Below are 22828 nucleotides of genomic sequence, written 5' to 3'. Positions count from 1 at the left end.
AAACAGGACAATGCCAGCAAGTCGATGACAGATGAGCTCTCTCTGCCGTTGATTAACTGCATGTTCAACAATAACGGCATTATGTATTACTGACGGTCGGCTGATTTCGTTCACCATCGGAACGTGTTGTCCATCATTTACAATGGTCCGCCGACTGAAGGACAGACTTATTTTCAGGATTCCATAGGAGTCTATACAGACGCCTATTTGATTGGCATGAAGGATAGCGACATACCGAATCGTGAGGTTGGATTGTACTTGGCAGCGGCAATAAACGCATCAATTCTTAACGAAAAGAAGCGCAAGTATTCTCGCGGACATAAAGCCACACCCGGAGGCAGGGTGGAGTACGACAAGATTATTGTTCCAGTTAATGCATAGGGAAAAGTGGATTTTGTCTATATGAAGCGATATACGCGCGATCGAGAAGTTGTCAATTGCTGAGCTTGCCAAGTACAAGAACAGCGTTGTTGTCGCCACAAGACGGGTTGTGGGAGCTTAGGCGATTCAACGACCCGTCGTTACATGTGTCGTTACTTGTTGAACCGCATGTCAAATCTTGACGCCCTCAATTATGACTAGATCGGGGAGGGTCTGATCCCGGAACTTCTCCGGGGTCAGACCCTTCTTCTCGATCTTTATAGTGCTTAACAGAGATCCCTGTGGAGTCCCGAGTTCGCAGCAGAAGTCGCCTAAGGGGGCGTTTAGGTGCGCTTGGAGGAGCTTTCATTCACCCGCTGCTCTATATTTCGGTCTAGATATGGCACTGCTAAATTGCAGATCAAACGCCGTGGGGATTATGTCCCTCACTCAAAGGTGCGTTAGCTGCTCGGCCCTTATTTTCGAGAGCCTTTAAGTCTGCCTGGATCTTGGCGGTCGACGGAAGGGAAGGGTCGATTGAACGCTTCCCCTCCTCAAGAGTCTCAGGGGTGTGCTGGATGAGGAAGTCTGCACCCATCTCGTGCATCCTGGCGTCAAAAGAAGATTGGCACTTCCGAAGAACCTCATCGAAGAAGCGGAAATTGCCCTGAGTCTGCGCGATCTCCATCCAGCTCTTGTACTCGTCCGCATGTTTTTCGTCAATGACGATTAGGTCGACACCGTTTTCGATGCACTGCTTCATCATAATGAGGCGGCCGATTCGCCCGTTGCCATCCTGGAACGGATGCAGATGTTCGAACCTTGCGTGGAAACGAGAAATCGACTCGAAGTCCTTCGGGCTGGTGTTCCATTCGGCGAGCAGCTGCGGTATGGCGGTCGGTATGTCACTCGGGAGGGCAACCTGTACCGAACTGTTTCTGATGCGGTTGGGAATATATTTGAAATGCCCGCTTTCACCGTTGGCCGCCATGGTCGTTCCCTTGTGTAGGATCGTCTCGAATTCAATGAGGAGTTCCGGCGTCAACTCAACACCGAGCGTGTCGACCATTCGATCGAACATCTTGAAGGAATTCTTGGTCTCGATGATGTCGTCAAAGTCATGGTCTCCGGTCACCTTATTCCGCACATAGAGCGTCTCGATCTGATCGAGCGTGAAGGTGGATCCCTCAATCTTATTTGAGTGGTAGAGGAACTCCGGAAGGATGACCTCATAGGCTGAATTCGGCGCCGCCTTGAGCGTCTGCATCTTGTTTGCGGAGATAATCATCGTTCATCCTTCGTAATCGTTATGCCAAGCACTTGTCTTTTGCATATTCTATGATAAACGAGCGCTTGATAATAGCTTTGCAATTCCCCAGCAGGACATGCGTCTCCAAATGCCCTACAACGGCCGTATAAGAGGTACCCCTTACCGGAAGAAGGGTAAAGTTCCTTGTTTTTGCGCCAATCATGGGGTATAAGTGGTTAAAGTGATCGACACCGTCAATGCGCCGCTATTCAGGGCGCCCATCAGTCCGCGATAGGGATTTAAGGAGACGGTGTTATGCCGAATGACCAATTGCGCTACTCAAAGCAAATATCAGACCAAGGCCGTGAACGCTCTGTAGAGGTGCGCCGGGAGCGCGCTGCTCTCAAGGAGCGCCTCAAGGCAGGTGAGATAGCCCCTGTCGATGTGCTCAACGATGAGAGCCGCGCCGCAGCTAAAATCAGAATGTTTGCGTTCCTCAAGAATTGTCCCGGAGTGGGGGCGGTAGGTGCGAGGACGCTACTCCGCGCGCTGGGCCTGTCCGAGACCAAGACGATCCGCTCCCTGGGGCCCGTGCAGAAGGCCCGCATACTGACCGCGTTGGAGATGATCGCCGGAGGCGTCCGGGTCGACCGCGTGGCCGAGATCATCATGTCCGAACGGTAGAATAGAATCCGATAGGGGATTAGAGAAAGGCAACATCATGGATGAGAACGACAACAAACCCCAGGACGAGCTGGACCAGGAACTCAACCTCGTACCCGATGGAGACGACGGCGGCACAATGCCTTTGAAGCGGAAGGTCGCCATCGGCGCCGCGGTCGCGCTCGTCGTCGCGGGGCTGGGGCTCGGCGGCGCATGGGCGACCGGCGCCTTCACACCCACACCCGAGTCCTCCAAGGTCGAGGCCGGCACTGGCGCCAACAAGAAGCAGGTCTCGGATAAGGCCGAGTCGACGGTTGATTGGACCGTCAAGATCGAGGCCGAGGGCGTGACGGTCGACTCCTCGCCCCTCATCACCCGCTATGTCTGCACCGACGGCGCCGAGGCGGGCACCGAGTTCTACCATGCCACGCCGGCATCCGACGCCATCGAGGGCAAGGACAGCGTGCGTCTTACCGAGGGCACCTGGGAGATCACCGCGATCCCCATCATCAACCCGGACGGCTCCATCACCACCCCCTCCGGCGGCGGCGAGCAGGCCGTCCCAGGCGACCACAAGGGCTCCGGCTGCACTGATTTCACCGGCGAGACCAAGCCCGCCGGGGACGTCACCCAGGACGACATCGATGGGGTCCTCGACAAGGTGAACGATGCCATCTCCAAGGGCGACGGCACGCTAACGGGGGATGCCGGCAAGGACGTGGTGAACAAGGTCACCGACAACGCCTCGAAGGCCCCTGCCGCCGACAAGGAGAAGGTGGAGGAGAAGAGGGACGCCGCGACCGACAGCGCCGCGAAGGCCGAGGAAAAGAAGGCCGATGCCGTGAAGCCGTCGACAGGCTCTAGCTCCGCGCCGTCCAAGTCGGACTCCAAGCCGTCCTTAGGCTCTACCTCAAAGCCCTCTCATGAGCATACGTGGCAGGCGCAATACCGTAGCGAACCGGTGTACGAGACTCGCACTCGAACTGTGGTCGATCAGGCTGCATGGGATGAGACGGTTAGTGCTGGCTACGATGAGTTTAGATTCTCTGACGGTTATGTAACCACTTCTCTCACTGACGCCATCAATCATCAAGATAGCACCGGTTGTTCATACTCTATTTATACACCCCAAGTGACTGTTCACCACGATGCCGTTACGCATCAAGAGCAATATCAGGTGCAGACCGGGACCAAGCAGATTCTCACGGGCTACCGCTGCTCCGGTTGCGGCGCCACGAAATAGGCCCGAAGCGGAAAAGATGGACCGGCTCTATGGAACCAGGTGTGAATTTGCTCCACGCCATCTCGCTCTTCGGTCGATTTTACTTCGCCCTGCTCCTGATAATACGACTGGATCACTTCGGGAAGAGGACATGTCTTTATAGGGGAGTCGGGCTGCTCGTTCTGCTTGGCGCGCTCCTGCGCCTGGCGCGCGGCATCTTGCGATATGTTGCCGGGCTGATGCGAGCTTTGCCGCCTTTCCAAAGGGTGACCACATGGAAATGGGGATATCAAGGCGGCAACATCGCATCTAAACGAAAGGCTTTTGGGTACTATGATTATGCGATAGTATGTCATTATCATATTGAGAGGTGATATATATGGCACTGATACAGCTGAACGTCCCCGATGAGGTGAAGGACCGCGCTGACAGGGCTTTCGCCAGGAGCGGTCTCACGACGCCGTATGCGATGCGCATTATGGTCAATCAGGTTGCCCAGACCGGCAGGACGCCTTTCGACGGCCTGTTCTCATCGCCATCCGGCCGCCTCTACTCGGAGGAAGTGCGCGTAGCGATGCTTCGTGCCGAGGCCCAGGAGTACGGTTTGATTGAGGACGATTCCGGGGAGGACCCGCTCGAGATACCGGCAGGCATACTTGCGGAGATGGGCATCGAGCCCGAGGAGGTCGGGCAGTGAACCGCTACGATGTCAAGGTTCCCGCCTCCTTTTGGAAAACGCTCGTCGTGCTGAAGCCGAAATACTCCCATACCGAATACGTGGAAGTCGTCAACGCGGTCAAGGGATGTATTGACGAACTCGGCCGCACCGGAATGATAGAGGAAAGCGGATGGGACGACCACGTTCTCGTCCATCCGCCCTATTCTGACGGCAAGCACCGTGAGGCCCATACCTACGACGACGATGTCCTGGTCGTGTATTTTATCCGCGAGAGAAACCGCCGAATCCGCATGGTCGGCGTGTTCGACCACGAGAATATCCCGCATTCATAGTCGCATCCCGATGGGGGCGCATGGAAAACCCCTTACAAACCGACAGCTCCTTTCAAAAAGAGAAGGGCCCCGCTCGTGTGAGCGGGGCCCTTTGGCTTTATAGCGAAAGCGCCTTAGATCTTGTGCTTGTGATGGATCAGGACGATACCGGCGATGCAGGCCGCGACTCCGGCAGCGATTGCCGCGTAGAGGATCCAGTTGCCGGTCTGGTCGAGGTTCTTGCCCTCGGGGGCTTTCTCGATATCGATAGTCTGGTCGGTATCCTCGAGGTCAGTCTCCTTGGAGATCTCCTTGCCATCGGTGTCGCGCTGCAGACTCTCGAACACGACCGCCTGCTGACCTGCCACGTCGGAGGCCTTGAACACCATGGGGACATCTACGTCGAGATCGGACACGGCGGGGGTGAAGCACACCTGCCCGTTGGCGATGACCTCGTAGATGCCCAGCGTCGAGTTCTCCACGTTCGATTCCGAACCCGCTGCCGTGCCGTCGCCGTCCGCCTTGTCACCCTTATCGGAAGGCTCGAGTTTCACCTGGCTGCCGCTCAGCTTCGTTACGATGTCGACCGCGTCCTGCGTCGCGCCCGGCATCGTGAGCGTGTAGGTCCCGTCATCGTTCTTGGTGAGTTTGGGGCCATCGGGAATACTGACAAACGAGCCCGTCCCGGTGACGTCGACGAGCGCCTTCGAGAGGTCGGTGCCGGATGCGGTACCAGTGGAGCCCTTCTGGATTCCATTGCCGGCAAGGGTCGAGGCGTCCTTCACGTCCGCGAGCGTGAGCTGCGTACCATCGGCCTTTTTGTTGATCGATGCTGTGAGCGTATAGCTCTGGCCGGGGCGCAGCCCCTTGAGGTGGACGGTGTCGACGATGGCGACCTCGTCCTCGGGCTTCACGACCTTGCTGCCCTGGATAGTGGCCGCCGTGGTCTTGAGGCTCGGGGAGATCTCGACCGTCTGTCCCTCATCGGTCGTGTCCTCGTGGGATCCGATTAGCGTGCCGTCGACGAACAGCTTCTCGAATACGACCGCCTTGGCGCCGCCCAGCTCGCTTGCATCGAACGTGAATGTCACGTCCTGGGTGCCGTCCTGGGACTGCGGCGTGAACTTGGCCGTGGCGGTGATCTCCTTGCCATCGGCGCCCTTCAGTGCCTCGCCGGTCTCGGCGTCCATGAGTGTGCCGATGAGTTCGTATTCGGTACCGGGGACGAGGCCCGTGTACTTGACGGCGTCGATGATGGAGGCCTTGCCGTCGGCGGTGATCTCCTTGTCGCCGTCGGCGCCATCGGCCGCAGACGTGCCGATCTCGGGAGGAACGACCTCGACGGTCTGCCCCTCGTCCGTCAGGTCCTCATGGCTGGCGATGACATTGCCATCTGCCGCGAGCTTCTCGAACACGACGAGCTTCTTATTGGAAAGGGTCGAGGTGTCGACCGAGAACGTCACCTTCACCTTACCCTCGGTTTTCTCGGGCTCGAAGGTCGTGGATGCGGTCACGGCATTTCCGTCTGCGTCCTTCAGGGGTTCTCCGGTCTCGGAATCCATCAGCGTGCCGGTGACGGTGTACTCGCGGCCCGTGGCGAGATTCTCGTAGGAGACCTCGTCCTCGATGGTCACGGCCTTGCCGACCCCGATGGCCTTGTCTCCGTCGGCGGCGTCGGTCGCGGTGGTTCCGATTTTGACGGGCAGGAACTCGACCGTCTGGTCCTCGTCCTCGGGATCCTCGTGTGACGCCTGGATCTTGCCTTCAAGGTAGAGGCGCTCGAACACGACCGCCTTATGGCCACCGAGAAGCGTGGCATCGAACTTGAACTTGACCTTCTGCTTGCCGCTGGATGCCTTGGGCGTGAACTTGGCCGTGGCGGTGACCTCCTTGCCGGCGACGTCCTTCAGCGCCTCTCCGGTCTCGGCGTCCATGAGGGTGCCGGAGAGCTCATACTCCAGGCCCTTCTTGAGGCCCTTGTAGGTAACCGTGTCGACGATCTCGGCCTGGTTCGATGCCAGGAGCTTATGGTCCCCGTCTGCGGCGTCGGTCGCGGTCGTGCCGATCTCGATGGGGTTGTCGTCCACGGTGCCGCGGTCGATAGTGTAGGCGTCGCGGCTCACGGTCACTTCGAACTTGACGAGGTTGAGGCTGTCGTTTGAGGCGCAGCGGAGCTCCTCGAAGGTGTATGTGTCATACGGAAGCGCGCCCTTCGCATCGTCTGCCGCGGTCTGGGCGTCCTTCGAGCCGGAGAACCACAGGCCGTTGTCGATGGAGAGCTTCGACTCATCGAGGGTGCCGTCGGCGTTGAGTGCCGCATCGTTACCGTTGGTGTTCTGGGTATGCGGGCAGGCCGAGGACTCGGTCGTCAGGATACCGTTCGCATCGGTGATGGCGATGTGGCTCTCGCCCGTGGTCTTGGAGGTGATCTTGAACGGGACGTTCGCGAGGCCGGTCATATCCTCGCCGTGGACCTTGTTGAAGGCGATATCCCCGCGCTTCACCTGCTCGCGCACAGTGGGGGCGTCCTCGCTGGGCTCAACGAAGGTCGTTACACGCTCTGTCGTAGTGTTAGATGTAATTTGTTGAATGTGAACTGAATTATCAGAAAGCAGGTACCCGCTTGGAGCTTTTGTCTCTTGAACGGTTACAGTACCAATTGGAAGGGTTATGTTCCCATTTGTGCTTGTGTAGAAGCTGTCACCCGAAATAAAGTACTTGTCCTTGTCAAGTGTTACACGCGCAAGAGAAGTTCGGCCGTTTTCATCCGTTTTCAGAATCCAGGCCCTCGTGGCCTTCTCGGGCAGGTTCTCCTGTGTGTAGAAGCCGTCGTAGTACTTGACGGTGAACTCCGCGCCCGCGAGCGTGCCGGCACCGAGCGGGGAGGCCTTGCCCGTCTCGGCATCGACCTTGGCGACCAGCATGTCGGCAGGGTCGTTCTGGGGGGCATCGGTGACGTTCACGGTCGCCGTCTGGCCACCCGACACGTTCACCTTATGGATCCCCTCATCGAGCGCGTAGGACTTTCCCGCCTTGGTCTCCTTGACATAGTAGGTGCCAGGTGCGATATCGATTTCGTTCGAGTCGCCGGAGGCGTTGCATGTGAGGGTGCCCACCTGCTGGGTGCAGCCCGAATCGGAGTAGACGCCGTAGGTCGCGCCCTCGAGCGAGTAGCAGGGGTTGTTGTCGGAGATGCTGGGGTTCGAGCTCCTCTTCTTGAGCTTCATCTTCCCCTTGTTGTGGAAGGTGATGAGGCACTGGGTGCCGGTGCCGTAGTTGACCAAGTAGATTGAGTTCTTGAAGGACTGGGGTGCGGGTCCCGGCAGATTCTTGTCCAGATTTGCAAGGAATGTGCCCGCGTTGATATTGCCGTTGTAGTAGAGGATGGTCTTATAGCACCAGTTGCGGAACGCGGCCGTCGTGCCCTGCATACCGTACTGGCTGGAGCTCTTCGAGAGGGCCGAGAGGGCGATGTGCTGGATAGCGAGCATCTTGCTGTAGTCCAGGGGTGTGCCGTCGTACCAGTTGAAGTTCCACAGGCCCTTTGCCTTCGCCTCCTCGAAACCAGGACCCGTGGGACCGTAGTAGAGGACCCTCGCCATCCCGTCGGTGCGGTCTATCCGGGTCTGATCACCGCCGCCTCCCGTGTAGCATTTGGTCCAGTCGGTTTCAATGGGCAGCTGTGCGGTGGCCGTCATGGCATCGAGCGGGTGGCGCTTCGCCGGGTCAAGACAGATCGCCGGGGTACCCTCAGAGGTCGTCGAATTGTACATGTAGTAGCCGCCGTAGTTCACGCGCTCGCCGCGAGTGATCGTCTCGGACGATGCGGCATATGCCGCGGTCGGCGCCGGCACGACGGAGAGCACCTGGCTCGCGATGAGCACCGCGCCCGTACCGATGACCGCGCCTTTCTTGAGACGGGCGCCGATGCGGCCGAAGAGCTTGCCGGCGCACTCCTTCATCTTTCCTCCAGGTCGCATGACTGCTCCATTCTCTCGGTTACCGGAGAGGGGACGCGGGTTTCTGGCTACATTTATTGGCATGCGCCCCCATGGTCTAACGTACCGCCGGCATCGGCGCCATGAGCACCGATTTGGTGCCACAGGGTGACAGTTTGCGCGTGCGGTGCGGGACGGACCTATCATTTCCACACTAACGGGAGCGCTCGATTGGATATGGACTCGGAACAAGTGTTCAGGCGTTCCCGAGCCCTAGCAAAGCTGCCCGTAGTAAACTATTAGAGATAGCCATCCGGCCGGCCATCTGGCGACTACGGAACAATGGCGCGAACGCGCCCTCGTCAACGAGCAACCGGAGGCAAATAATGAATGAATTCAATTTCGGCATGGGCGCTAACTCATCGGGCCGCAGCATGACGGTCCGTGAGTTTCTTGAGAGCGCTACCGAGGTGGGGGAGCTGGTTGTCGTCACATGCGGAGGGTGGCCCACCTGCACCGTACATATCGATAATGAGGACTATTTTCGTATGCCCGCCGATATCGCCCATCGAAAGGTTCTGAATTCGAGCTTCGGAACGATTAAGGTCACGACCCGTGGGCCGTTGCCCATGGACGTCCCCGTTCGTTTCGTCGATTGTTAAAGCCGGTTGCAGGTCAAAAAGCCGCTTCTGAGAATCTGAGCATCGAGTAATAAAGGGCGCAGTGCTCTCATCGCTGAAATGCCACGACACCGTGCCCTGAAACCGGGTTTGGGACCGTTCGGGAAGAACGGTCCCATCATTGCTTGAGGCTAAATCCGACGAGTGCGATGCGTCTTATGATCGGACTTGATCTCGGATCCAGATTTTTCGACTGATTCGAGGCTGGATTTCAACGATTTTGTGGAAGGGCCGACAAAGCCCGCGTCATCCTTGAAGTTCGGTCTCTCTATGCCCAATTTTCCAAGTAGGCTGTCGGACAGAGAGCGGTCGGCGAGCATGGGCGCTATCGTGGAAACGAAATCGACCTGCATTGCCTCGGCATAGGAAATAAGCGGTGTTGTAGTCCCCGCCCTGAACTCATCGAGGGAGGCGTAATAGGTTTCCTTCGAGGCGTCCGTCACGATAAAGGGAATAAGTCCGGCTCGCAGGCATTCACGAAAGGCGATGGCCCTTCCGACTCTTCCGTTACCGTCCGGGAAGGGGTGGATCGTCTCGAATCGAACATGGAACCTGACGATGTTCTCCAGGGACGGCTCGAATTTGTTATATTCCGAGACCAGGCGGTCGATTAGCGAGGGAACCTCCTCTGGGCGTGCCGTGATGACGCTTCCCACGCCGTTGCCCAGAATCTTCCACTGGCCGGGCACGTCCATTACCCCTGCCATGAGCTGCAGATGGATCTCCTTGATGAATTCGGGGGTCAGCTCCCTGTCCAGCGAATCGAAAAGGAAATCGAACATTTTCGTATGGTTTGCCGTCTCGCGGACGTTTCCGGGGGTGGTTGAGTCCGCGAGAACGGTATCCCTGGTTTCGAAAACCGTCCTTGTCTGCCATTCCGTGAGCGAGCTGCCCTCAATCCTTTCATGGTTGAACACGAAAGAGACGATAGAAGTCTCGTACACGCCATTCGGGATGCCGCCTTCGCGCTCGGAGGCGGTCTGTTCGATATAGCTGCGGACAAATTGCCGCTGTAATTCCCGGCTCAGGGGCATATCTGCACGCGAGCTATCGGCGGGGTTCTTTTCCCTTTTGGTCCCAGCAAGCAAATTGAATAATCTGTTAAACATATATCCGAATACTCCGATAGACGTGCCGATTTCTAGGGACATTCTACCCCAGGATAGCTTCCCTTCACGCTCGGCCTGTCACCCAATGGCACCAAACCGCCCGGCACTGAGCGGATTGTCGTCTTACGCTATTGATGGGGCCGAATGCCCATGGGCGACCATGGGCTAGTGGCGGGCTGGTCGCCACAAGGCCCCGACCAACTGACGGCAAACGTAGTTCCTTGGAGGATATCGAGTGCTGGATAACCTTTCACTTATGGGGCCCGATGAGGATGAGCTCTCACTCTCGGCGGCGGTGTCTTCCGCGACCCTCCTGCCCGCCTGCGCATACTCGGCCTATTCCATCATCGTCAACATCATGCCCGTGATGGGCAAGCGGGCCGCCCTGTTCTACCTGACGCGAGGGTCTGTTGAGACCATCTGGATCCCCGTCGCCATATTCATTTTCGCTTTTATAGCGCGAAAGGTCGACGATTGGCGCTTTTACGCACTTACATCCTTGTTCGGGCTCGCGGCATGTCTGCTTGCATCCATGAGGCTGGATTTGTACCAGGCTGCCGTCTATCTGGCGGTGGCCTTGTGCTGTGGCCTGTCTGCCATCAAGTCGAGAGGATACTGATATGGGCTCCCGAAATAAAAGGGGAATCGCCCGCTATGAAGCGCGCAAGGCGACCGGAAATGAGGGCCGACCCCATGGCGACGGATCCGACACCGGTATCTCCGCGCCCATTTCGCGCCGCGGTCTTTTCGCGGCCCTCGCGGTTGCAGCCGGGCTGGGCATCCTATCGAGAACCCAGGCATATGCCCTTGCCGCGCAGAATTTCGGGCGCGGGCAGTGGATCGGCAACAAATGGGTGAACGGCTATATCTCGGGCGAGATCACGCATCCCCATGCTGATCGCGGGGTCAACGATTTCTTTTTCGGCAAGTCCACCAACAATGGCGCATGGAACGCCACCGCAGACGGCAGTCAGAAATTAATTGCAGAGTTTGCTTGCGTGGTGGAGTGTGACTGGTCTGACGAGCTCTATGACCATATCGTGTTTCGTCCGTTCTACTACTGCTCCTCGCTTAGCTCGAATGGCAATCACCTCTGGTATGGCTCCAGGGATGGCGATGACAATCGAAGCTACGTATTCCTCAACGACAATCTGGTCGGATCGTTTCAGGGAAACCTCATCAACAGCGGATGGGGCACCGGTTGGCTCGCCAACGGGTTCTATGAGGGGCCCGGGTGCGATACCTTCGTTCGTCGCCAGGCGAAACCCCATGATGAGAAAGTTAAGGCTCGCATGGATATCTGGAATGTCTGGGTGAACGGAGTTCCAGCAAATAAAAACCCAGACGACATCAAGTTTCGCCGTTATGCCCCCGATAACGACATGGCCATAAACGTCGAGAAGATATATCTCGAGAACGACATGTCCATCATGGGCGGTATCTTCAAGATTATCCCGGTTTGCGCGCCCGAGATGAGGCTGGACCTTTCCCAGGGGGTCGTCGACTCCAACAACAATGCGATCGCGTCCTATGAGAATGGGCGTCAGGTCGTCATCTGGACGGACTACGAGGGCGTCAACCAGAATTGGATGATGAAGCCCAACAAAAATGACGGCAGGGGCACGTTCACCTTCTGCGTCGCGAATATGCTCGGTCCAGGCCTCGATCGCGGCCTGGACAACAGGGGACATACGGCTCCGACCATGGATAGGGGACATGCGGAAATCTGGCGAAACCCCGAGTCCGCCAACCTCACAAACTCTTGGTGGGTCCACCACGAGCCGTCTGTCACGAGCGAGACGGATCACAAGTGCTGGTTTTTCACTTCGGACGCCGACGGGCAGAGGCTGGATCTCTGGAGCTCCGGCAAGGGCGCCAACCCCCAGGTCTACAGTGCGGCCTGCCCTGGGCGATGGGGCCAGCAGGCGGGTGCCCAATGGATGCTGGAGGAGGCGTGCTGCCACGGCAGCGTCGCCCTGTCGCAAGACCTCATGAAGGTGGGCGAGACTGTTGAGATCCAGGGGTGGCACAATAGGATCGGCGACGATGCGCAGATGATCCTGCCACTGGGCTATATCAGGGACTCCGTCAACGAGTCCTCCCTTCCCGTCTATCCCATCTTCAGGCTCTACATGACCGACGTGCGAGCCGAGGTCACCGACGACCCGGATGCGGTCATTATGGCATCCTGCGGCGTCGTCACCTGGGACAGCAAGCAGCTGGAATGCCCCTCGCACCGCCATATAGGCTGGCCGCACGGAGGGCATTCCATCCATAATCTTGAAATGAGGCTCGAGGGCTCGAAGTTCCCGGGGTCCATACACTATGCCGCACGGCCCCAGGCCGGAGGCGAGTGGATCGAGGGCTCCGACGGCGTCCGCATCCTCGAGTCTTCCTCGTCGCCCATAGCGCAGGTGAAGGTCTGGCTCGAGGGCGAGATCTCCAAGCATTACGACCTCTGCTACCGAGCCTTCGTGGGCGGCCTCGGCTGGATGGGGCCGTACTACTCCAATTCCGGCACCGCCGAGGGCGCGCCGGCGGCGGGCGCGAACATCACATCAGACGATGAATCTCCCCAGACCGGCTGGTTTGAGTTCCGGACCCCCTCCGGGCTCTGCCTCGATGTCTACGACGGGGTCAACAGGGGCAACGTCAACGGCCAAAACGTCGAGCTTTGGACGACGAACTCGACGATCGCGCAGCAGTTCCTCGTCCAGGAAACCGCGTCCGGCACCATCTATATCGCGAATACCTTCGGTTGGCTCATCGACGTCTATTCGAACCATAACGTGCAGATCTGGCAGAGCAACGACGGCCTTGGCCCGAGGTGGCAGATTGAGGAGACGGAGGGGGGCGTCCTCGTCCGCAGCCAATGGACGGGCGGCCTCATGACCTACGCCTCCGACACCAAGGGTGCCAACGTCTCCTGCGAAGCGGAGCGCGCGGACCACGCCGGCCAGGTGTGGTCCATGGTCGGCGTGCCCGCCCGCTCCGAGGGGCTGACCGGCAAGATCGCCGGCCTGAATGTCCATCTCATCAGGAAACCGGAAAACGGCCGCGTCGTGCGTGAGTTCTCAGGCGACGAGGATTTTGTGGTCGACGAGTCCTGGGGGTCGGGCTATATTTACGCCGCCGCAATGCTCGGCATTCGCACCGTCCCCTTCACAGACGTGACGGTCTGGACCGACCGCTACAAAGGAACGGTGGTGTCAAAGCCGAGCAAGGTCGAATCTGTCTGCGTCGAGTACTACGCGGACGGCATTGACGCCAAGCACCTCGTCTACCGAGACTCGAATGTCTATTCGGGCGATGCCTACGCGCCCGTCGAGGCCGCCCTTGAGGCGGCCGGGAGAAAGCCCTGCAACCTGGATGCCCATTTTGTCGAGGATTCTGCATCGGGATTCACCGGATGGTTCAAGGATGCCGCGCTAGTCGATCCGGCAACCTCCCTTTCGATTCCCGACAAGGGAGCATTGAAGCTCTACGGACGCAACCGCTGCACGCTGCGCATCGAATATGCGGAAGGATCGGTCGAGCCCGACGCTGGAACCGTCTTTAGGAAGAAGCCGAGCGATAAGGCCGAAGTGGTCGACGGCGCACTCGGGCTAATCGACTTCACCGGGCGTGTCGAGAAGCACCGGCTCGACAAGATCGACCTGCCCGCCATCGGCGATGACGGGGTGGCGCACGCGGCCTTCTACCGCGGCGAGTCGGTGACGCTCGCCGGATCGGCTGACGTTTTCACCAAGCTGGAGGACGGAACGTGGCGACGTCTCGTCTTCAAGGGCTACATGTCCGATAAGGCGGGGGGGGGTCGCCTCTCACGACTATCAAGATGGAACGCGACACGACCGTATATGCCGTATGGGCGTTTGCGGAGTCGGACGGCGTCGCCACGGCAAAGAAGTAATTACAAATCGGGACGGAGGTGCGGCCTCCGTCCCGAGGCCGCGCATGTCCCTTGCGGGAGGTGCGCGTAGATGAGGGCTGACAAATACGAAAGCAAGACCGCTGCCGATAAGACCTTAAAGGAAACCCCGATTAGCAGGCGAGGCCTGTTCGCCGCTTTAGCAGTCGCAGCTGGGTTGGGATTGCTTGGTGCCGACGATGCTTTTGGTTGGGACTATTGGGGCCAAAACGCCGGTATCGGCCAGGGATTTTGGGACGCATACGGCATGCTAAAAGGCCATGTTGGCAGGAGTAGGTCGTATACGAACCCCAGCGCCAAGTGCATGGGCTATGCTACAAGCTGGTGCGAATGGACATGTTGGCCGGGAACCCAGCAGCTTCGTTGCGCCCTCAACCTGCAAATCGAGTGCGACTATGAGAACACGCTGTGGTACCACCTCAGCTTCTATCCGCTCTCGGCCTGCGGCGACACAAACTACGGCACCTCTCACCGCCTCTGGTACGATAACGGCGAGGACGACAACCGCGGGCGCATTTATGAGGATGCCCCCGATGACCCCCATAAGATTCTTGACTTTAACTGCGACCTCAAGAATAACTATGCCGGTTGTCCGTCCCCGGGCCAGCAAGCGACATTCAACACCGGGTGGGAGCGCCGCTCCTACAAAGACTCTTCCAAGTGGTATCGCCGGACGGGCAGCGGTTTTTCGCACAGTTTCGCAGCATGGTTCGAGCTACGAGACATCAGAATCGATAAGGTCTGGCACAGCGAATGGGGCGCCAAGGCATTTGGAACGGGCTGGTGCGCGACCAGCTTCCCCGCAATTCCGCACGGGTCGCGTCAGGACTTCTTCGGGATGGTCTGCCGTGTTCACGCCGCCGTTGACGATTCACTCAACTGGGACGTATGCAACGCCAAGTCATCAAATCGCACGCCAATCTACCAGCAGGAGCTCTTTGCAGGAAATGACAAGACCAGGCCCGAGCCGAATTTGAACCAGCTGTTCCTGACAGAGTTCGCGAACTACCAGGAGATTGGCGGCAACTATGCGGATGCCGACCAAAGCTATCTCATCACCTTCCGTCCCGCCCATGTCGTTGATGGCTCTGCGGCCCTCAATGCGTGGGGCGGAGGCCCCTTCGACGGAACTGACATCAGGACGAGCACCAAACGCGAATTCGTCATCTGCAAATATACTGTCGCTGACCGCACCTGCGGATGGTGGCTTGTCGATAAATGGAACTCCGACGGCACCAAAAATGCCGTACAGGTCATCAGCGATGCGTCGGGGCAGGCTGTGAACCGCTATGGCGGCACGACCGCCAAACCGACACAGCTATTCATGTGGCATGACGGCTATGATACGGATACGTCAAAGAATAAGGCTTCCGAATGGGTCATCGAGGAGGTTCCCTTTACAGGCAAGCTAGAGCTAAATAGTGGCGCCGAAGAAATCACTTGGCCCCAGGCCCCGACCTGCGGCGACCCCTTCGCCACCTGCTATCCTGCCAAAAAGGAGCTGTGGGAAACGATGGGAAAGCCGACTGCGATGATCTATCGCTGGTACGCTGCGAACACGCCAGATCCAGCACCCGATGAGGATGCCGTGGTCATGGGTCAGGCCTACATCTCTAAAACGGGCGACTTCATGGAAGTCCCCGCCTACCGCCACGTTGGCACGAACTTCAACCCGGACTACGTGCTCGAGGCGTTCCGTCTCTACCTCAAGGGAACGGGTTATGAGGGATCTATCGGGTACATGGCGCTTTCCCGCGACAGCGGGACGTGGTCTGACGCCCGCTCCGACGGCGAGTGGGTCGGTCAAAGCGGCGCCAGCCTGCGCTGGAGCCAGATCAAGGTCTGGCTCCAGGGTGAGGTCGCACGTCACTACGACCTCGAGGTTCGCGCGTTCCAAAGCGATGTGTCGTGGTGTCGAACTTATGTGAGCGCCACGGATGCTGAAAGCGCCCCTGCAGTGGGCGTGGCGGGCAAGACCTTGCGCTGCATCCAGGTCGACCTTATACCGAAGCCGACAGATGCCGTGCTCGTCAAGGAGTTCTCGCGTGACGCGCAGATGCTCGAACTTACCGAGGACGAGGCCCGTGCTGTGGACGGAATGTACCTGAGCTGTGCCGTCCAGCAGGAATTCAAAACCGAGAAGCGCTCAGGCACAGCCGAGGTATGGCCACTCGTCCACCGTTTCCACGGCACCATCGTCACGCCCAGCGTTAAGTATTGCGCAAAGAAATCGCTCATCACCTACTACGCTGACGGCGTCGACGATGAGCATATCGTCTATATCGATCACGCTGACCCGGGCAAGTACACGGCATCCGATGCCGCCACTCAGGCGGCGGTAAAGGCTGTGTGCAACCTCAACGAGCATTTTGGCGACACCGCTTCTAGCGGCTTCACCGGTTGGTTCACGACCAGGGAGCTTATTGACTCCTTTGGGGGCATCGACCTCGACAGGGGGCAGAAACTCGACCTCTACGGCCGCAACCGCTGCACGCTGAGGATTGACTATGCAGACGGATCCCTGAGACCTGAGAATGGAGTCGATTACAAATCGCAGCCGAAGGACGGGGCGGCATCCATCTCGGGTGCCCTTGGACTCCCGGACTTTTCAGGCGATATCGAGTCACATGCCCTTGACGGTATCGACCTTCCCGCCATCGGCGACAACGGCGTCGGTCACATGGCCGTCTACTACGGCGAGCGCATCTCACTCGCTACGCCGACAGACGCCTACCGCAAGATGGGCAATGGCACCTGGAGACATATCGTGTGCGACGCATACCTGACAGATAGAGCGGGGGGGGGTCGTCCCTGCAGAACATCAAGATGGTCCGGGACACCACGCTCTACGTCAGATGGCGCTACGCCGATTCGGACGGCGTCGCCACGGCAAAGAAGTAATTACGAACCGGGACGGAGGCGCGGCCTCCGTCCCCAGGCCGCGCATGTCCCTTACGGGAGGTGCGCGTAGATGAACGGTCTCGATGCTCGGAATGAGGACCGAGCAGACACTGAGAAAAATGGAACACCGATATCGAGACGCGGCCTGCTGGCAGCGCTGGCGATTGCTGCCGGGCTCGGCCTTGCCGGCCTTGCATACGCGGATACGGATGAAAGCCATGGCGCGGGGCGCGGCGGTCATTACTATTGGGGTGACTGGAATAACGGAGCCCTTTACAACGGTAACGGCTTCGGCTGTGCGACGCATTGGCTCGAATGGGATGCCCATGCAGGCCAGACACTTCGAGTCGCGATGGCAGTGGAGCTCTCCTCCAACTATTCAAACCCCCTATACGAATGGTGTTGCATGCAGCCGTTTTCACAATGCGGCGACACGAATAACCTCAACACGCACAGGCTTTGGTACCCACGCTATCAAGACAACTATATTGAGTACTACTGGAACGGTGCCTACTGGAAGACCGAGACGGGACGCTTCGCGTTCGATAATACATTCCTAGGCGCGGGATACGGCCGCCACGATACCGCCATGCACACCTTTGGCTATCCCAGCTACGGATGGCTGGAGAGGAAAGGCGCGACGGAGTCGACCAGTACGCTGAGGGCGAACATATACCTGTTCAACATCGTCGTAAACGGATACAACGCCTTCGGGCAAAGATATGGCGCGGACACGCCGTTTGACTTCAACAACGCGGGCCATATCGCATGCGTGCAAAAGGGGATGAATACGCATGACGATGCGGGCGGGGACCTGAACGTAAAGCTCGAGAAGATCGCCATCAGGAATCGATATGACCTATTTGGTGCGATTGTATCCCTTTCCAATCGCTACAGCGACTCTGACCTGGTGATTCGCGGCGATGGTTCGGGAGAGTGGTCGAGGCTTTGCCAGAAGAAGGACGGAGCCGGCACGACTGACGGCAACTTTGCCGTCGAGCTCGGCAGCGCATGCGATGAGTATGGCGACTTCCTACACTGCCTGAAATCCGTCTGCTTCAAGGGCTGGAACTCAACCCTGTACGCCGAGTCGGGTCGAGGGATCATCTCAAAGGGACTGTCTGCAGATGCGTATCCCCATGTGGATTCCGGCTTCTCAAATGCCTACTTTGAGAAACTCTGGGTCTGGCATAATCCGCAAGCCTCGAATTTCTGCAATTTCTGGGTGACCGATAGCCTCAAGTCTGAGGAGGGTTATTCGCAGATCGTGAGCAATGAAACAGGGCTCTGCATCTCGCTCACAAAGTCGGTTAAAAGCGACGGCGCGGATGTCTGCCTATGGCACAGCGGCACCCGGAACGGCACCAGGGGTGTTTCAAGTGTCGACTGGAAAGCCAACGAGGTCGTGTTCGTGGGCGATGTCTCGTTCAAGGAGCCCTCGAATGACTCCAAAGAGATTGAGATAGGGGACCCGTCTTCGAGCTGCACGCCGATTGATATATATAAGACCCTTTCCGTTGAGCACCTCACGAGATTTATCCTGTGCGACTCGGATGCCGGGGTCCGTTCAGCCTCCCTCGATATCGTCGGTGGCGCCTCGCAGGCCCCCTGGGGACTGAATTGGTTCAAGGAGACTGCCGCCAACCGCCTGATAGGCTTTCCCTTCGCGGCGGCTAACCTCATGAGAGGGTTCTATTTAAAGCTGGCTTCTGCCGACGTGCCGGGTTCAATCTGCTATTCGGTACTAAAGAGCGCAGATGGAAGCTGGTCGGAGACCTACAGAGACGGCCAGTGGACCGAGCTTTCTGATGAATCGCGTATCTGGGGAATCAAGATCTGGCTCGAGGGCGATGTATCGGATGGTTTCGACCTCTCGATCCGCTGCTGCACCGAAAAGACCGGTTGGGGACTGCGCCATGAGTCCTTCAAAGTCGATGCCGAACATGCCTCCGAGATCACTTTTGCAGGAGAGAGACTTATCGCGTTTCAGCTGGAAGCGGTTCCGCGCCCTGTCGGCGCTATCAAGTTGCTTGCCGATTTTTCAAATAGCCTTAAGGTCCAGTTGCCCGACGATGCCTCAGGCTACGTCTACGCACAGACCTGCCTCGTGCGAAACGCTGCTTACGCGACCACCGATTCACTGCATAGCGCGGCTCAACGCTACAGGGGAACGGTGACCTCCTCCACGCCTCTCTTTATCGGCGCCATCAGGGTCGTCTACCATGCCGACGGCTTCGATGACAAGTCCGTTGTGTTTACCGAGACGGCTCAGCCCGGACCCCATACGGCAAGCGTCGACGCCACGTCTGCCGCGACAAAATCGCACTGCAACCTTAACGACCACTTCGACGAGGATCCCGGCATGGGCCTTACGGGCTGGTTCACGAACAAGGGACTGACCGCACCCTACGGAGGATCCGAGCTGTCGGCGGGCGACGAGCTGCATCTCTATGCGCGCAACCGCTGCACCCTGCATATCGAGTATGCCAAGGGTTCCCTTGAGCCGGAGGAGGGCGCCGTCTACGCGTCCGAGCCCAAGGACGATGCCGCAACCGTGCAGGGCGCGCTCGAGCTGCCCGACTTCACCGGTTTGGCCGAATCCCATAGCCTCGATGGGATCGAACTTCCCGCCATCGGCGACAACGGCGCCGGTCACATGGCCGTATACTACGGCGAGCGTATCTCGCTCGCTGCGCCGACGGGCGCCTACCGCAAGATGGAAGACGGCACCTGGAGGCATATCGTGTGCGACGCCTACCTGACCGATAAGGCGGGGGGGGGTCGTCCCTGCGAAACATCAAGATGGTCCGGGACACCACGCTATATATCAGGTGGCGCTACGCCGATTCGGACGGCGTCGCCAGCGCAAAGAGATAAATATCATCCGGGACGGGGGTGCGGCCTCCGTCCCGAGCCCGCGCACGTCCCTTGTAGGAGGTGCGCGTAGATGAGGTCTGACAAAAACAATAGTGAGCAACCGGCCGACAAGTCTTTAATTGAAACCCCGGTTAGCAGGCGGGGCCTGTTCGCCGCTTTAGCGGTCGCAGCTGGGTTGGGATTGCTTGGCGCCGAAGATGCTTTTGGTTGGGACTACTGGGGCCAGAACGCCCGTATAAACCAGGGAGCCTGGGATATGTACGGGATGATCAACGGAAAGATCAACTGCTGCAGAGGAAGGTCGAATCCAACAAATCAGTGCATGGGCTGGGCGAATGACTGGACCGAATGGTATGCCTTCCGCTATGCCTACGTCCAGATCCTGCGATACGCCCTGAATTTACAGGTCGAGTGCGACTATGAGAACGAGCTATGGTTCCACCTCTCCTTTTATCCGCTGACTGCCTGCGGAGACACTAACTACAACCCCAACGGAAAACGCATATGGTTTGCGGCGGACCATGATAACCTCGGGGCAATCAAGGAGGACGAGCAGGAAAATAACATAGTCACCTTTGATGGCAATTTGACCAATGAGGAACTTGGGGTCGGCACCGGTCGGCACGATACCGGCTGGAAGCACTATCAATACCATGACACGGGGAAATGGTACAGGCGCACCTCGAAGGACGTGTCCCATAGATGGTGCGCGGACCTCAACATCTTCAATATCTACGTCGAGGGGGTTTCGCATGACGAGACGGTCGACACCCTCCACTCTCAAACCGGCTGGCTGACCTCTACCGTGAAGCAAACGTACCTAACCAGCGAGGACATCCAGGGCATTGTCTGTCGCGTCCATGCGGCAGACGATGACTCCCTGAACTGGGATGTCGGAAATGCCTCGATTAAAGATTGCACGGGCCTATTCCAGCAGATATTCAAAGGCAATTACAATCAGCTCTTCTTGACTGAATTCTCGAAAGTTCGCGACGATTCCTATTTCGATGACTGGGGACCCATCCCTGGGTTTCTCACGACTTTCCGACCGGCCCATGTGGCCGACGCGTCCTGTGCCGTCAATGCCCTAGGGGGAGGCCCTTGGGACGGAAAGGAATTCAACCACGTCGCGAACACGCAGCCGTTCGAGATCAATAGAGCCGGAGTCGCTTCGAGGGCGAGCGCCTGGTGGGTTACAAAGGCGTTTTCCGAAGGAACGCCCCTATTCGAAGATGGCGCGGTCGCGATTATCAGCGACGCATCGGGGCTGTGCGTGAACAGGCCGAACGCAACACAAACAAGGCCATTTAAATTGAACCTCTTCCATAATGGCTACAAGGGAGGCGTGGCGGGAGACCGAGCCTCGGCCTGGGTCGTCGAAGAGGTCCCGTTCACGGGTTCACTGAGCCTGAATGACGGGTCAAAGGAGATCGGGGCCGACCAGACGGTGACGTGTTCGGATCCGCTCCTCTCATGTACGCCGTGCCATAACTGGTCGGACGTCAAGGGTAACAATGGCGGGACTGCCGTATCCGACTTTATGTACCGCTGGTATTATGCCGACACAGATGAAGTTCCGCTTGACTGCTCCGGTGCGTCCATCATCGGATCTTGCCATCTGTCGAACTTCGGTGATATGCCCGACTGTCCCGCCTATCGGCATGTGGGCATGAATATGTCGGCCAAAATGTGCATAGAGGCGATCTCGCTTCGCCTGGACGGTTCCCCCTGGCAAGGCTCAATCTGCTACAGCATGCTTACAAAGGGCGGCGAATGGAGCGATGCCGCCGCAGATGGCGCCCGAATCGGCGAGGGCGGCAAGTCCTTGCGCTGGAGCGCCATCAAGGTATGGCTTACCGGCGAGGTATCCCAACATTTCGACCTCGAGGTCAGGGCGTTCAACTCGAATTTGTCATGGACCGGGGGATATGTCTCCGGGCACGATCTCGATTTCACGAGCGTTAACGGCTTCGGCGATCTAAGGGGCGTCAACGAGCTGCGCTGCGTTCAGGTCGACCTGATTCCGAAACCGAAGGGCGCTACGGTACTGCGCGAGTTCTCGAAAGGCTTGAGGGAGCTCAGCCTAACGGAGCTGGAGCTCGATTCGCTTTCGGGACGCTATCTTTCCTGTGTGGTCCAGCAGGTGTTCCCCACGGCATTGCGAAGCGGTATCGACTTCGATTCGCCGCTCGTCCACCGTTTCCACGGCTCGGTATCTGCCGGACCCGTTCATGTCGGCGGCATCAAGGTCGTCTACCATGCCGACGGCATCGACGATGAGTCCGTTGTGTTCACCGAGACGGCTCAGGCTGGACCCCATACGGCAAGCGACGACGCCACGTCTGCCGCTATTAAAACCCATTGCAACCTCAACGACCATTTCGATGAGGACCCGAGCACAGGGTTCACGGGCTGGTTCACGGACAAAGGTCTGACCTCCCCCTATGGCGGTTCCGAGCTGTCGGCGGGCGACGAGCTCCATCTCTACTCCCGCAACCGCCTGACACTCAGGTGTGCCTTCACTGATGACTCCGTGGACACCACGGAGCTTGTGCTCAGGACTTCGCCCGAATCGACCGCCCCGCTTGCCGAATCATGGTCCCTGCCGGATTTCGGGCTGTCTGACGAAAGGCATGCCCTTGACGGCATCGGCCTTCCCGCTATCGGCGATGACGGGCCCGCCCACAAGGCGCTTTATCTCGGTGAGTCGGTCACGCTCGCAAGGCCCATGGGCAGGGTGTACGCCCGCATGGAGGACGGAACCTGGGCGGGCTTTCGCGCCGTAGCATGGCTTGCCTCACAGGATTCCGATTCCCAGATGACGAAGGTCACGCCGACACGCGACACCTGCGTATACATGAGGGTGGAGCGAGCCGACTACGACGGCGTCTCATCGACTAAGAACTAGCAA

General features: G+C 58.4%; 13 protein-coding genes. 10 read left to right on the top strand and 3 right to left on the bottom strand.

Annotation, left to right across the window (positions count from 1 at the left end; all coding sequences use genetic code 11):
- Window positions 1-781: 781 nt before the first annotated feature.
- Window positions 782-1648, bottom strand: coding sequence for a Fic family protein (locus DW151_RS04355; RefSeq protein ID WP_118334660.1), 867 nt, complete (start codon window positions 1646-1648; stop codon window positions 782-784).
- 276 nt (window positions 1649-1924) lie between these two features.
- Between DW151_RS04355 and DW151_RS04350 the strand changes: the two genes are divergently transcribed.
- The 4 genes from DW151_RS04350 to DW151_RS04330 all read left to right on the top strand — a co-directional run bounded on the left by DW151_RS04350 (window position 1925) and on the right by DW151_RS04330 (window position 4505).
- Entirely contained in the window at window positions 1925-2293 is a 369-nt protein-coding gene (locus tag DW151_RS04350; RefSeq protein ID WP_118334658.1) for a hypothetical protein, read from the top strand.
- A 37-nt stretch (window positions 2294-2330) separates the two neighbouring features.
- Window positions 2331-3515, top strand: coding sequence for a hypothetical protein (locus tag DW151_RS04345; RefSeq protein ID WP_118334657.1), 1185 nt, complete (start codon window positions 2331-2333; stop codon window positions 3513-3515).
- 358 nt (window positions 3516-3873) lie between these two features.
- Entirely contained in the window at window positions 3874-4191 is a 318-nt protein-coding gene (locus tag DW151_RS04335) for a type II toxin-antitoxin system RelB/DinJ family antitoxin (RefSeq protein WP_118334654.1), read from the top strand.
- A complete protein-coding gene (locus tag DW151_RS04330; RefSeq protein ID WP_118334652.1) occupies window positions 4188-4505 on the top strand; it encodes a hypothetical protein in 318 nt (105 codons plus the stop codon). Before DW151_RS04335 ends, DW151_RS04330 begins: the two co-directional genes overlap by 4 nt.
- 113 nt (window positions 4506-4618) lie before the next feature.
- Here the strand turns inward: DW151_RS04330 and DW151_RS04325 are convergent, their stop codons facing one another.
- Entirely contained in the window at window positions 4619-8464 is a 3846-nt protein-coding gene (locus DW151_RS04325) for a VaFE repeat-containing surface-anchored protein (protein ID WP_147351762.1), read from the bottom strand.
- 344 nt (window positions 8465-8808) lie between these two features.
- Between DW151_RS04325 and DW151_RS04320 the strand changes: the two genes are divergently transcribed.
- Window positions 8809-9084: a hypothetical protein gene (locus DW151_RS04320; protein WP_118334649.1), complete on the top strand. Its 276-nt coding sequence runs from the start codon at window positions 8809-8811 to the stop codon at window positions 9082-9084.
- A gap of 149 nt (window positions 9085-9233) precedes the next feature.
- Here the strand turns inward: DW151_RS04320 and DW151_RS04315 are convergent, their stop codons facing one another.
- On the bottom strand, window positions 9234-10253 hold the full coding sequence (locus tag DW151_RS04315) for a Fic family protein (RefSeq protein ID WP_118334648.1): 1020 nt from the start codon (window positions 10251-10253) through the stop codon (window positions 9234-9236).
- 193 nt (window positions 10254-10446) lie between these two features.
- On the opposite strand from DW151_RS04315, the gene DW151_RS04310 reads away from it, so the two are divergent.
- From DW151_RS04310 to DW151_RS04290, 5 genes are read left to right on the top strand one after another with little or no spacing between them, the layout of a single operon-like run.
- Window positions 10447-10830: a hypothetical protein gene (locus tag DW151_RS04310; RefSeq protein ID WP_118334646.1), complete on the top strand. Its 384-nt coding sequence runs from the start codon at window positions 10447-10449 to the stop codon at window positions 10828-10830.
- A gap of 1 nt (window position 10831) precedes the next feature.
- Window positions 10832-14191, top strand: a complete 3360-nt coding sequence (locus DW151_RS04305) for an RICIN domain-containing protein (protein ID WP_118334645.1) — start codon at window positions 10832-10834, stop codon at window positions 14189-14191.
- Window positions 14192-17110, top strand: a complete 2919-nt coding sequence (locus DW151_RS04300; RefSeq protein WP_118334643.1) for a hypothetical protein — start codon at window positions 14192-14194, stop codon at window positions 17108-17110.
- The gene (locus DW151_RS04295) at window positions 17111-19987 is read left to right on the top strand and encodes a hypothetical protein (protein ID WP_147351761.1); all 2877 of its coding nucleotides are present in this window, start codon (window positions 17111-17113) and stop codon (window positions 19985-19987) included.
- Window positions 19988-22825, top strand: coding sequence for a hypothetical protein (locus DW151_RS04290; protein ID WP_118334640.1), 2838 nt, complete (start codon window positions 19988-19990; stop codon window positions 22823-22825).
- The last annotated feature ends 3 nt before the right edge of the window (window positions 22826-22828 follow it).

This window comes from Collinsella sp. AM13-34 (assembly GCF_003473055.1).
Classification (GTDB): domain Bacteria; phylum Actinomycetota; class Coriobacteriia; order Coriobacteriales; family Coriobacteriaceae; genus Collinsella.
This window is presented reverse-complemented; position numbering and strand designations above follow the sequence as displayed.